7 protein-coding genes are annotated in these 13,428 nt (G+C 72.3%); 2 read left to right on the top strand and 5 right to left on the bottom strand.

What is annotated here, in order from left to right; translation table 11 throughout:
• The first annotated feature begins 2 nt into the window (after positions 1–2).
• Positions 3–1,523 (top strand): CehA/McbA family metallohydrolase, encoded by a 1,521-nt coding sequence (locus tag ACIO3O_RS32165; protein ID WP_401752037.1) that lies wholly within the window; start codon positions 3–5, stop codon positions 1,521–1,523.
• 586 nt (positions 1,524–2,109) lie between these two features.
• Here ACIO3O_RS32165 and ACIO3O_RS32160 read toward each other — a convergent pair.
• Positions 2,110–3,708, bottom strand: coding sequence for an APC family permease (locus ACIO3O_RS32160; RefSeq protein WP_401752036.1), 1,599 nt, complete (start codon positions 3,706–3,708; stop codon positions 2,110–2,112).
• A gap of 273 nt (positions 3,709–3,981) precedes the next feature.
• On the bottom strand, positions 3,982–6,741 hold the full coding sequence (locus ACIO3O_RS32155) for a hypothetical protein (protein ID WP_401752035.1): 2,760 nt from the start codon (positions 6,739–6,741) through the stop codon (positions 3,982–3,984).
• Between the two features lie 142 nt (positions 6,742–6,883).
• On the opposite strand from ACIO3O_RS32155, the gene ACIO3O_RS32150 reads away from it, so the two are divergent.
• Positions 6,884–7,480, top strand: coding sequence for a TetR/AcrR family transcriptional regulator (locus ACIO3O_RS32150; protein WP_401752033.1), 597 nt, complete (start codon positions 6,884–6,886; stop codon positions 7,478–7,480).
• A gap of 45 nt (positions 7,481–7,525) precedes the next feature.
• Here the strand turns inward: ACIO3O_RS32150 and ACIO3O_RS32145 are convergent, their stop codons facing one another.
• From ACIO3O_RS32145 to ACIO3O_RS32135, 3 genes are all read right to left on the bottom strand, one after another.
• Positions 7,526–9,577 (bottom strand): discoidin domain-containing protein, encoded by a 2,052-nt coding sequence (locus ACIO3O_RS32145; RefSeq protein WP_401752031.1) that lies wholly within the window; start codon positions 9,575–9,577, stop codon positions 7,526–7,528.
• Between the two features lie 215 nt (positions 9,578–9,792).
• On the bottom strand, positions 9,793–11,250 hold the full coding sequence (locus ACIO3O_RS32140; protein ID WP_401752029.1) for an aldehyde dehydrogenase family protein: 1,458 nt from the start codon (positions 11,248–11,250) through the stop codon (positions 9,793–9,795).
• The gene (locus ACIO3O_RS32135; protein WP_401752027.1) at positions 11,247–12,989 is read right to left on the bottom strand and encodes an amidohydrolase family protein; all 1,743 of its coding nucleotides are present in this window, start codon (positions 12,987–12,989) and stop codon (positions 11,247–11,249) included. Before ACIO3O_RS32135 ends, ACIO3O_RS32140 begins: the two co-directional genes overlap by 4 nt.
• Positions 12,990–13,428: the final 439 nt, after the last annotated feature.

Raw genomic sequence — 13,428 nt, 5'->3', positions numbered from 1 at the left:
CCATGACGAAGCCGCCGGAGTCCGGGGAGTCGACGGAACACCACACCTCCCGACGCGCCCTGTTCACCGCCGGTGCGGCGGCGGTGCTCACGCTGGCCCCCCTGTCCTTCGCCCGGGCGGCCTCCGACGCCTCCGGCGAGGGCCCGTTCACCCGTACCGTGCGGGGCACCCTCCCACCCGGCGCACCCGACTTCGTACACCTTCCTGTCGAAGTACCGCGCGGGATACGGGAGTTGCATGTCTCGTACGCGTACGAGCGTCCCGCGCCGCCCCCCGGCGTTCCCGGCAACGCGCTCGACATCGGGCTCTTCGACGAACGTGGTACGGCGCTGGGCGGGCCGGGGTTCCGGGGGTGGTCGGGCGGGGCCCGGAGCGAGTTCTTCGTACGGGGGGACGCGGCGACGCCCGGGTACCTGCCGGGGCCGGTCCGCCCCGGCACCTGGCACGTCGCCCTCGCCCCGTACACGGTCGCCCCGCAGGGCCTCCCGTACGAGGTGACCGTCACCCTCACCCCCGGGCCGACCGCCCGCACCCCCCGCCCCGTCCACCCGCCCTCCCGCGCGAAGGGGCGGGGCCGGGCCTGGTACCGGGGCGACTGCCACCTGCACTCCGTCCACTCCGACGGCCGCCGCACGCCTGCCGGGATCGCGGCGCTCGCGCGGGCGGCCGGACTCGACTTCATCACGACAACAGAGCACAACACGCCCTCCTCGCACGCCAGTTGGGAGGGCCTGTGGGGCGACGACCTCCTCATCCTGACCGGCGAGGAGGTCACCACCCGCAACGGCCACGTGCTGGCGCTCGGCACCGACCCCGGCACCCACACCGACTGGCGCTACAGGGCCCGCGACAACCGCTTCGGCCGGTTCGCGCGCGAGATCCGCCGGGCGGGGGGTCTGGTCGTGCCCGCCCACCCGCACGCCACCTGCCTCGGCTGCGGCTGGCAGTTCGGGATGCGGGACGCCGATGCGGTGGAGGTGTGGAACGGGCCGTACACCCCGGACGACGAGGTCTCCTTGCAGGCCTGGGACAAGTCCCTGGGGCTGGGCGGGCGTTGGACTCCGGCCATGGGGAACAGTGACGCCCACCGCGACCCCGACCGGGTCGGGCTCCCGCAGACCGTGGTCCTCGCGGACTCCCTGTCGCGGGAGGGGATCCTGTCGGGGCTGCGGGAGGGGCGTTCGTACGTCGCGGAGTCGTCGGGGCTGGTGGTGGACCTGACGGTGACCGAGGTGCGGGGTGGCGGCCGCACGGCGACGCTGGGCGGGCGGCTCGAACTGGCCCCGGACGCGCGGGTCGCCGTCCGGCTGAGGGTGGAGGGGGCGGCGGCGGGCTGCACGAGCCGTCTGGTCACCGACCAGGGGGCGGTGTGCGGGGGCGCGGCCGCCGGGCTGGACTGGACGACGACGGCGTCGTACGCCTCCTACATACGCGCGGAGGTCCGCCACCCGGGTGCCGGGGCGGGCCTTCCCGGCCCGCTCGCCGCCTTCACCAACCCGATCTTCCTGCAGGCCCGCCCTTGAAGGGGCACGGGGCTGTTCCGATGTGCGGCTCCGCCGCGCGGGCGCTCCCTTCCGGTGCCGGACGGCTCCCGGACGGCTCCCGGACGGCTCGTCGGGCGCGAGCGCTCCCCTTCTCGTACCGGGCAGCTCAGGCGCCCCTTCAGGGGCGCGGGGAACTGCGCGACCAGCCACGACGCTCCGGCACGGAACCGTGCAATGGCCGCGCGGCGAGCGCTTTAGGTGGAGGGGCGGGTCTGGGGCCTCTTCTGCCTGGGCAGGACGGGGCCGCACGTTGCCCGGTACGGGGGCGGGCCGGGGCCCTGGCGGTGGCGCGCAGCCGGAGCAGGCGCTCGGCCAGGGGCCGGTGTCGGGCTGCCCCGGTGGCGAGAGGGCCGGAACGGGGGTGGCCCGGAGTCGGGCGGGCCGCCCCCTTGCCCGCCCGTTCCGCCCCCTTGGGGCGGCCCCGTCGCCCAAGGGGGCGCGGCGGCAAGAGGCGGAGCCAAGGGGGGCGGGGCGGCAAGAGGCGGAGCCCCAGGAGTACGGGCGGAAGGGACAGCACCCCGAAGGGACCGGTGTGGGTCGAAGGGGCCGGTGTGGGACCAGGAGGTCAGTCCTGGATGGTCAAGGACGGGGTGTCCTTGGTGAGGATCTCGCCGCGGAAGAAGGCCGGGCTCCGCCGCTGCATCACCAGCATGATGACGAACCCGACAAGGAGAAGACCCACCCCGATCACAAAGACGGAGCCCACCCCGAAGACGGACGACCCGCTCCCGTACGCCGGGTCCCACATGTCGTACAGGGTCTTGAAGAAGACCGCGGTGAGGAGCGCTCCGCCGAGCAGCGGGAAGACCCCCTTGAAGACCGCGTCCCGGAACGACGCCGTCAGTTCGCGGCGGAAGTACCACGCACAGGCGAAGGACGTCAGCGCGTAGTAGAAGCAGATCATGAGGCCGAGTGCGTAGATCGTGTCGACGAGGACGTGCTCGCTGACCAGGGTCATGACCGTGTAGAAGATGCCGGTCGCGACCCCCGCGTGGACCGTCGCCCGCCCCGGGCTCTTGAAGCGCGGGTGGACGGCGGAGTAGGAGGCCGGGAGCGCCTCGTACGCCGACATGGCGAGGACCGTGCGGGCGACCGGGATGAAGGTCGTCTGGAGGCTCGCGGTGGCGGAGGCCAGGACCGCGACGAAGAGCGCGATGCCGAGGACGGGGCCCATGACGGGGCCCGCGAGCGCGGCGAAGACGTTGTCGGAGGTGTCGGGGTTGCCGAGGCCCAGGCCCTTGTCGCCGGAGCCGACGGCCATCTGCGCGGCGACGGCGGTGGCGAGGTAGGAGCCGACCAGGACGACCATCGCGATGAGGGCCGCGCGGCCGGGGGTCTTCTCGCTGCCGGTGGTCTCCTCGTTGGCGGTGAGACAGGCGTCCCAGCCCCAGTACATGAAGATCGAGAGGGAGAGCCCGGCGGTGAAGGCGGCGAAGGAGCCCACCGAGAAGGGGTTGAACCAGGACCAGGAGAAGTCGAGCCCGCCCGCGAACGCGGGCAGGTCGCTGCCCGCCTTGCTGAAGGCCATGACGACGAAGACGGCGAGGACGGCGAGCTGGAGGCCGACCAGGGCGTACTGCACGCCCTTCGTCGCGGTCATGCCCCGGTAGCTGACCAGGGTCGCCAGGGCGATGAGGGCGAGGCAGGTGAGGATGTGGACGGGTTTGTTGCCCTCCAGGGCGGCCACCTTCTCGCTGCCCGTCAGCTCACCGGCCAGCAGCCAGAAGTACGAGGTGGCCACGCCCGCCAGGTTGGAGAGGACGATGATCGTCGCGACGACCAGTCCCCAGCCGCACATCCAGCCGACCCGGGGCCCGAAGGCCTTCACGGTCCAGGTGAAGGAGGTGCCGCAGTCCGGCATCACCTTGTTCAGCTCGCGGTACGCGAAGGCGACCAGCAGCATCGGCAGGAACCCGGCGAGGAAGATCGCGGGCATCTGGAGGCCGACCTCGCCGGCGGTGGAGCCGAGGGTGGAGGTCAGGCAGTAGACGGGGGCGACGGTGGAGATGCCGATGACCGCGCTGCCGAGGAGGCCGACGGAGTTGCCGCCGAGGCCCTTGCTGCGTACGCCGTCGCCGGATGTGTGCAGGGCTGCCCCCTCGGGCCCCCGTGCGACGCCCGTTACCGGGTCTCCGGCCTGCGGCTTTGTTTCCACCTGTGTCATGAAAGGGACGTTAGACCCTGCGGTTTCCACATCCGGAAGCTGAAAGTCCGGTTCAAGATCCTTGAGTTGAGGGGGTCGGGCGCCCGATTCATGCGAGGTTATCGCGGGTGAAACACTCCGTAAACCTTCGGAACGGAGGCCCGGAGGTGCGTCTGTGCATTGCGGAAACCGCAGGTCCACCCGATATGCCCGGTTTCAAAATTTCCCGTGACGCGGGCGGGCCCGCCGGACGCACTGTCCGGCGGGCCCCGTGTCCCTGCGGGAAGGCCTCCCTCAGCCCCTCACCTGCCCGGTCGCCCGCACCCACACCAGCGCCCCGCCCTGGAAGCGCTGCCGCCAGTCCCCGTTGCCCGCGGGCTCCTCGTCGCCGACCGGCAGGCCCAGCCGCGAGGCCTCCGCGCCCAGCGCGCGGTAGCGGGTGCCGATGCCGCCCCACACCGCGTGCGTACCGGTCGTACGCGACCAGTACATGAAGCCCCCGTCGAACTGCTGGACCACACCCCCGCTGCGCGCCCGCGCCGGCCGGTGCGCGCCGACCGTGCAGCCGAGGCGTCCGGTGGCCCCGCCCAGCGCGTTCCACTTCGCGGTGAAGGATCCGGCGGGGGCGAGGCAGTCGCGCACCCGGCCGGTGCGCCTGACCCAGATCAGCGTGCCGCCCTGGAAGCGCTGGAGCCAGTCGCCGTTGCTGCGGCGCTCCTCGTCGCCGACCGGCAGGCCCAGCCGCGAGGCCTCCGCGCCCAGCGCCCGGTAGCGGGTGCCGATGCCGCCCCACACCGGGTGCGTACCGGTCGTACGGGACCAGTACATGAAGCCCCCGTCGAACTGCTGGACCACGCCCCCGCTCTGCGCGCGGGCGGGCCGGTACGCGCCGACCGGGCACCGGAGCCTGCTCTTCGCGCCGCCGACCTCGAACCACTTCTGCGTGAAGGAGCCCTCGGGGATGCGCTTGCAGGGGGCCGAGGGGACGATGCCGGTCGTGCGGCTCCAGTAGACGGTGCCGCCCCGGAAGTCCTGCCGCCAGCCGCCCGGCACCGCGTACTCCGGGGTGGTGGGCAGGCCCAGCGGGCCGTTCTCCGCGCCCGAGGACCGGTACGCCGCACCGATCGCACCGGTGGCCCACACCGGGAACACCGCGTCGCGGCCCGCGCCGGAGGCCCAGTAGAGGCGGCCGCCCTGGAAGTCCTGGCGCTTGCCGCCCTTGACCGCGCGCTCGTCGCTGACGGGGAGCTTGAGGCGGCCCCGGTGGGAGTCCAGCCAGCGGTACCACTCGGCGATCGCGTCGACCTCGGGGCGCACCCCGTACACGGCGCTGCCGACCCGGTAGAGGGTGCCGCCGGAGAAGAGCTGCATCGTGCCGCCGGGCACGCTCTGCGGGTCCGAGGTCGGGCAGCCGTACGAACCGGACGCGCCGCCCGACTGCCGCCACTTGCGCCCGAATTCACCGAGCGCCGTGCCGCACAGCCGGGACAGGGTGGTCTCCGTGCCGTCCGTGAACAGCGCGGTGACCGCGATCCTCCCGGCGTGCCGCGCCGGGTCCAGGTCGGCCATGCCTGCGGGCTGCGCGTCGGCGGCCTTCAGCGTGTACCGGGTGGTGCCCACGGGGACGGTGGCCACCCGCCGCCAGGCGAGGGTGTCCGAGCCTCTGACGTACACCCCGTACGAGGCCACGCGCCCGGCGCCCTTCGCTGGCGGCTGCCAGGTCAGCGGGAGTTCACCGCCCGCGCCCAGCGAGCCGCTCACCGTGCGGGGCGGCTCGGCCGCGTCGTAACAGGTCCCCGCATTGAGCAGGAACTTGTCGCTCTGGTCGGTGACGGTGCTGCGCCGCTTGGCGCCGAGCGTGTCGACCAGCCCGCCGAGGCCCGGCACGAACTCGATCGCGCCCAGCTTGTGGCAGGTCGCCCAGGGCTGCGCGCGCAGCGAGACGTACGGGTCGCGGGTCTTGAGCGCCCAGTTGCGGGTGACGGTGGGGATGGTGCCCCAGGGCATGTAGTACGGGTCGGGGTCGGCGGCGTCGGCCGCCAGGGTGGCCGTGGCGGCGGTCTTCGGGACGTTGAAGGCCCGGCCGTAGGGGTCGGCGGCGCGGCCTCCGACGGCGGTCACGCTCGTGCCCGGGGTCTGGGGTCCGGTGCCGAAGAGAATGCTGACCTCGTTCGGTCCCGGCTTCTGGATGACGCCCTTGTAGCCGGGATTCGCCCGGTATTCCAGGGGGATTTTCCAGACGCCCTTTCCGTTGTAGCGGAATGCGCCCACGATGAATTCCGGTTTGATTCCGCCGACGAAGGCGATCTCCGACTCGTGGTCCATCGCGTCGGTCTCCAGCATCGCGTCGACGGCGAGACCGCCGGGCGCGTCCACGACGTACACCCACTGCCCGAAGATCTTCGGGTGGCGGGTGCGGTACGAGGTGCTGGAGAGGCCGCTGTTGGGGACCTGGACGCCGGGGCGCACCCGCAGCGAGCCGCCGGGGCCGAGCTCGGTGGGGTCCATGCCGGTGCTGAACACGTGCTCGGGCGTGCGGTAGGCGCCGGAGCCGGGGCCGCCGGTGCCGCGGAACAGCAGGGCCTTGTCGTCGCGCCAGACGATTCTGCGGCCCGCGTTGTCGCCGGGCACACGGGTCAGGTCGGTGCACAGGGAGAGGGTGGTGGTGCGCCAGTCCTTGTACCACTGCTTGCCGGTGATCTCCCGGGCCTTCGCGGCGGGCAGCTTCGCCACCCAGGGCGGTGTCTTCCCCGGCGCGGGGTCGCACGCGCCGGGCAGGTCCGCCGGGGCGTGCTCGGGGGCGCCGGTGGGGAAGACGCCGGGGAGGGCGGCGGCGTACCCGGTGACGGGGGGCGGCGGGGTGGGGGCCGCGCCCGTCCCGGGACGGGCCTGCGCGCTCTCTCCGCCACCGGCCCCCGCGAGCATCCCCTCGCCGGTCTTTGCGAACGCCGACGGAATTCCCGGCACGAGAAGCGCGGCCGAGACCAGGCAGGCCGCGAATGCCGCGGCCTTCCGTCCCGCCCGCTTTTGCCCCGCGTTGCTACCCAATTTCATTCCTGGCCTCCATCGACGCTCGGTCCGAGGCCATGCTGAACGGATTCTCTGGTGATAAACGGTTGAACGCCACGTGTCGGCGGGGACCGCCCGTTCGGCCGAACGGATACCCTGGCGCCCGGTCAGGGGGAGGGATGGGTCCATGGGGCGGATGCCGGCGGCACAGCGGCGGCGACAACTGGTCGAGGCGGCGATCCGGGCGATGGCCCGCGACGGCGTCGCGAAGACCACCACCCGGTCCGTGGTGGCGGAGGCCGGGGTCTCGCTGAGCGTCTTCCACTACTGCTTCGACTCCAAGCAGGAGCTGCTCGAAGCGGTGATGGACACGATCTCCGAACACTCCGAGTCCGACGTGCTGGCCCGGCTCGCCCCGGGAGACTCCCCCTTGCGCGAGACGGTCCGGGCCGGGCTCCAGGCGTACTGGGACCATGTGCTGGCCCATCGCGGCGAGCACATGCTGACGTACGAACTCACCCAGTACGCCCTGCGCGAGCCGGGTTACGAGCACCTCGCCAGGCGGCAGTACGAGCGCTACCTGACCGCCCACCTCAAGGTGATCCGGCAGCTCACCGCCGCGCTGGGCGTGACGCTGACGGTGCCGGAGCCGACGGCCGCCCGGTACCTGGCCGCCCTCACCGACGGGCTCACCCTCAACTTCCTGGTGCTGGGCGACGAGGCGAAGGCCGCCGAGGTGCTGGACACGGTGGCGGACCAGGTGCTGGCGCTGGTACGGCAGTAGCCCCCGCGGAATGCGCGGGGGCTACTGCCGGCTTACGTGTCCCGGTCAACCGGCGTAGACCGCCGCCTCCTTGACCGAGTACCCGTACTTGGTGGCGCGTGCCGTGCCCTGCATGCGGACGTAGCGGGCCTGCACCGGGGTGAACACGGCCGTGTCCAGCCCGCCGTCGGCCTTGTCCGTGGACCACACGGTCCGCCAGGCGTTCCCGTCGTCCGAGACCTCGATGCGGTAGCCCTTCGCGTAGGCCTTCTCCCAGTCGAGGGAGACCCGGCCGACCGTGCGGGCGCTGCCCAGGTCGACGCGCAGCCACTGGCCGTCGGACCAGTCGCTGGCCCAGCGGGTGCCGCTGTCGCCGTCCACGGCGCGCCCGGCGGCGTAACTGGTGAACGGGTTCCACTCGGCGGAGCTGGCGCTCGCGGGGGCTCCGGCGGCGAGGTTGGCGGAGGCCCGGTAGGTCTCGGTCCTCCCCCAGGTGGTGAGGTAGGACTCGGCGCCGGTCATCAGGTCCTGCACCGTGTCCTTGCCCGCCTGGCCCGCGCTGAGGCGGATCTGCTCGATCCAGTCGGGGACGGTGCCGACGTGGGCGCCGCCGTCGGTGTTGAAGTCCCAGGTGCGCTCGCCGGTCTTCTGGCGGTCGATGACGGAGCCGCCGTCGGCGCTGCGGAAGGGGTACTTCACGGCGTTGGGGGCGTCCGGGCCGACGGGGGCGGGCCAGCCACCGACGCCGTTCATGTCGGTGCCGTAGCCGAGGCCGACGCCGTACTTCTGGCGCAGCGGGCGGGTGCCCTCGGACTCCTTGGCGAAGCCCTCGGCGCCGCCCATGTAGGAGGCCTTGAAGCCGCCGAGGCGGTAGAGGCGCTCCAGCCAGCTGTCGTCCATCCAGCTGTGGCTGGAGAGGACGCCGGGGTAGTTCGCGGACTCCAGGAGGTCCAGGGTGCGCGAGGCCGCCTTGACGCTCATGTGGTCGAGTTCGAGCATCATGTTGCGTTTCATGAGGCCCTTGACGGCGTACTCGCCGAGGCCGGTGAGACCGCGGGCGTTGCACTTGCCGCCGTTGTCGGCGGGGACCTTGACGCCCGGGGGCAGCAGCTTGGTCACCTCGGCGGGGGCCTGGGCGTTGCCCGCGGGGTTGTCCTGCTGGGGCCCGACGCACTCCTCGGTCTTCCAGAAGGTGCCGGTGGACAGGAACTGGCCGATGTTGACGGCCGTACCGATGGTTCCGTTGTCCATCCGCACGCCGCACAGCGCGTTGTCGAACTTGTGGCACAGGAACATGGAGCGCACGCCGAGCTTGTACAGCTCGTCGAGGCCCTTGTCGATGTCGGCCTGTCCGCACTGGGCGACGTCGAGGATCTGCTTGCAGCCGAAGGGCTCGGAGGTCTCGACGCCGAGGACCACGGCCAGCTTGCCCTGCTCGGCGACCTTCCGGGCCTGCTCGGAGTCGGTCACGATCCGGAAGAAGCCCTTGCCCGGGCCGCCGTAGATCTTGTCGACGTACGCCTGCATCTCGTACGTCTTACGGGCCTGGAGCCGGATGGAGTCCATCTCGTCGCAGCCCCGGTCGCGGGCGTAGATCGAACACAACAGCCCATTGCTCACGAGGTCGTTGACCAGCACCCGCTGACCACCGCGCCAGGCGCGCTCCAGCCAGGCGTAGTAATTCTGCTGGTGGCTCAGGGAGTTGTGGGCGGGCCAGTCCTTGAAGGTGGGCCAGCCGACGGGGTCGTGATGGCCGTCGGCTCCGCCGGTCACGTTCTCGAACAGCGCGAGGGCGCCGTCCGGGTAGTGCTCGGGGCAGTCCTTGAGGGCGGTGGCGACACCGGCCTCGTCGAAGGGCTTGCCGCAGATGATGCGGCCGCCGAAGCCCTCGTTGGACATGACGTGGTTGTGGGCGTCGACGAATCCGCGGATCCTGCCCTGGGCGTCGGTGCCCTTGAAGGGTTCGCCGGTGACGTTGATCTGCGAGTCGGCGGTGGGCCGCGCGGTCGGCTCCCACCAGGGGGTGTCGGCGCCGGCGGCCTGTGGGGTGGCCACGCCGAGCGCCAGCAGGAGGGTGACGATGGCGGCGTAGAAGCCGCGTCTGCGATGGGGGGTCATCCGGGCTGCCTTCGGTCCGGGACGGGCACGCGCCGACTGACGACCTGGTACGTGTGACGGTCGTTACTCGCGCGTAGGTCCCGTTGAGAATCGCCCCCGGCTGACAGTCAGTCAAGAGTCCGGGACAAACGACCTGTTGGGTGTCGCACGAGCCTCACGAAACCCCCACCGCCCCTCCGGGACACCCGGAGGGGCGGTGCTCTGCCGACCGCAGGTCAGCCCGGCCAGACCAGGGACTGGAGCTCGCTGTAGGCGTGCAGGGCGTAGGAGCCCACGTCGCGGCCGACTCCGCTCTTCTTGAAGCCGCCGAAGGGGGCCTCCATGTTGCGGGCGACGGTGTTGATGCCGACGCCTCCGGCGCGCAGGCGGCGGGCGACGCGGAAGGCGCGGGAGACGTCGCCGGACCAGACGTAGTCGATCAGGCCGTAGTCGCTGTCGTTGGCGAGGGCGATGCCCTCCTCCTCGTCGTCGAAGGGGACGACGACCACGATCGGGCCGAAGATCTCCTCCCGGACGATCCGCATGTCGTTGGTGCAGTCGGCGAAGAGGGTGGGGGCGACGTAGAAACCCCGGTCCAGGGCGGGGCGTTCGCCGCCCGTGACCAGGCGGGCGCCCTCCTTCTTGCCGAGTTCGACGTACGACTCGACGCGGTCGCGGTGGGCCGCGGAGATGACCGGGCCGACGACCGTGCCGGGGGCGGCGGGGTCGCCGAGTTTGAGGTAGCCGATGTAGGCCTGGAGTTTCTCCAGCAGGGGTTCGTAGACGGAGCGTTGGGCGAGGACGCGGGTCGGGGCGGTGCAGATCTGGCCGCTGTAGAAGGAGAAGGTGGTGCCGATGCCCATCGCCGCCGAGTCGAGGTCCGCGTCGTCGAGGACGAGGGCCGCGCCCTTGCCGCCCAGCTCCATGAGCTGGCGTTTCATGCCGCGTCCGCAGACCTCCGCGATGCGCTGCCCGACCTGGGTGCTGCCGGTGAAACTGACCATGTCGACGTCCGGTGCGTCGACGGCCGCCTCGCCGACGGCGACCGCCGTGCCGTTGACGACGTTGAGGACGCCTGGTGGCAGGCCTGCCTCGGTGAGGGCCTCGGCCATCGCGAAGACGCTCAGCGGGTCCTGCGGGGCGGGCTTCACCAGGACCGTGTTGCCCATCGCGAGGGCGGGGGCGATCTTGCCGGAGGGGTTGGCCCAGGGGTTGTTGTAGGAGGTGATGCAGGTGACGACACCGACCGGCTGGCGGACCTCCAGGGCTCCGAAGACGCCGGCCTTGCCCATCGGGCCCGCCGCGTTGATCTGCGGCGGGATCGCGGTCTCCGTCGGCTCCAGCGCACCTTTCGCGTACCGCCGGAAGCGTGCCTCGCCCACCGCGACCTGCATGCCGCGTGCGGTGCCGGTGGTGGCGCCGGTCTCGGCCTGGGCGAGGCGGGTGTACGGGTCCGCCTCGCGGCGGATGATGTCGGCGGCCCGGTCGAGGATGGCAGCGCGCTCCTCCGGGCGGGTCCGGGACCAGGAGGCGAAGGCCTCGCGGGCGGCGGCCGCGGCCTCGTACACCTGCTGCCTGCTCGCCTCGGGGGCGAGGCCGACGACCTCCTCGGTGGCGGGGTTGATCACCTCGTAGTGTCCGGCGGCGGGGTCGACCCATTCGCCGCCGATCAACAGCCTTTGTGTACGCGTCACTTGGTGCTCACCGTCCTCGTGTCGCGGCCGGAGCGCAGGACCGTGCCCGGGACCGCGCCGGTCACCCGGTCGTCGCGGATCGTCTCGACTCCGTTGACGCGGACGCTCACGATGCCGAGCGCCTTGGAGTCCAGGCGGGGGCTGTCGCCGGGCAGGTCGTGCACGAGGGTGGCGGGGCCCGCGTCGATGCGCTCCGGGTCGAAGAGGACCAGGTCGGCGTGGAAGCCCTCCTCGATGCGGCCGCGTTCGCGCAGGCCGAAGAGCTGGGCGGGGTCGTCGGTCAGCATCTTCACGGCCGCTTCGAGGGGGAGGAGCTTGCGGCCGCGCAGACAGTCGCCGAGGAAGCGGGTGGTGTACGGGGCGCCGCACATCCGGTCCAGGTGGGCGCCCGCGTCGGAGCCGCCCAGCATGACGTCCTCGTGGGTCCACGTCTCGCGGCGCAGGGCCCAGGACGCGGGGTCGTTGTCCGGGGGCATGGGCCACAGGACCGTACGCAGATCGTCGTTGGCGCAGATCTCGACGAGGCAGGCGAAGGGGTCCTGGCCGCGCTCGGCGGCGATGTCGTTGACGACGCGGCCGCTGAGGTTCTCGTTCTCCGTGCTGTAGGTGTCGCCGATGACGTAGCGGCCGAAGTCGGCGAGGCGGCGGAAGACTCCGGCTTCCTTGGAGTTCGCGCGGCGGAGCATTTCGGTGCGGGTGTCCGGGTCGCGGAGTGTGGTGATGCGTTCGGGGACGGGGAGGGCGAGGATCTCGCCCCAGCCGGGGATGAGGTTGAGGGCGCAGAAGGTACCGAGGGACATGTTCATGGGGGTGAGGATCGGCATCGTCAGGGCGATGATCCGGCCGCCGGCCTTGCGGGCGCGTTCGCTGGGGACCAGCTGGCGGGGGACGCGTTCGGGGACGGCGGCGTCGATGGTGAGGACGTTCCAGTTCAGGGGGCGTCCGGCGGTGGCGCTCATCTCCACGAAGAGGTCGATCTCGTCGTCGTCGAACTGGTCGAGGCAGCCCGCGACGATCGCCTCTATCTGGGTGCCCTCGTGTTCGCCGACCGCCTGGCTGAGGGCGAGGAGTTCGGCGGGGCGGGCGTGCCGGGAGGCGACGGGCTTGCCGTCGCCGTCGGAGTGGGTGGAGGACTGGGTGGTGGAGAAGCCCCAGGCTCCGGCGTCCATGGCGTCGTGCAGGAGGCGGACGATCTCGGTGAGTTCCTGTTTGGTGGGCTGGCGGTCGGTGACCGCGTCGGGGCCCATGACGTAGCGGCGCAGTGCGCAATGGCCCACCATGAAGCCCGCGTTGACGGCGATGCGGCCTTCGAGGGCGTCCAGGTATTCGGCGAAGGACGACCAGGACCAGTCGACACCCTCTTCGAGCGCGGCCAGGGCCATGCCCTCGACCTTGGACATCATGCGGCGGGTGTAGTCGGCGTCCTCGGGGCGGTCGGGGTGCAGGGGGGCGAGGGTGAAGCCGCAGTTGCCGCCCGCGACGGTGGTGACGCCGTGGTTGAGGGAGGGGGTGGCGTAGGGGTCCCAGAAGAGCTGGGCGTCGTAGTGGGTGTGGGGGTCGACGAAGCCGGGGGCGAGGACGAGGCCGGTGGCGTCCTCCTCGGTGCGGGACTCCTCGCGGATCGTGCCCGGTTCGGCGATTGCTGCGATGCGGCCGTCGCGGATGCCGAGGTCGGCGGGGCGGGAGGGGGAGCCGGTGCCGTCGACGAGGGTGGCGTTGCGGATGAGGTGGTCGAGCATGAGGGTCCTTTCGGGGGTCTTCGTCGTCCTCTCGGGGGTTCCCCCCGTGGGGCCCGCCGGGTGGGGGGGGGCGGGGACTGGCCGGGGGCGGGGACGGGCCGGGGGCCGGGGTGGGGCGGGGCCGGGGGCCGGGATGGGGCGGGGCCGGGGGCCGGGATGGGGCGGGGCCGGGGGGCCGGGCTTGGGTGGGGGCCTCGCTTGGCCGCAGGCCGGGTGGGGACGGGCCGCGCGGGGCCGGGGTGGCTGCGGTGAGGGCTCTGCTGTGCCGCACCCGGCACCGGGGTTGCCTGCGGCGCCCGCCCCAGCCCCGCCCCTTCACCTAAACTCGCGAGGCTGTGGGGGGGTGGGTTGCGCTCACTACCGGGGCTACGCCCCTTGCCCCCTGCACGGCTGCGCCGCGCGTCCTCAAACTCCCCCAAGTTCTCGGCTTCGCTCGAAC

The organism is Streptomyces sp. NPDC087440 (assembly GCF_044744005.1).
Classification (GTDB): Bacteria; Actinomycetota; Actinomycetes; order Streptomycetales; family Streptomycetaceae; genus Streptomyces.
This window is presented reverse-complemented; position numbering and strand designations above follow the sequence as displayed.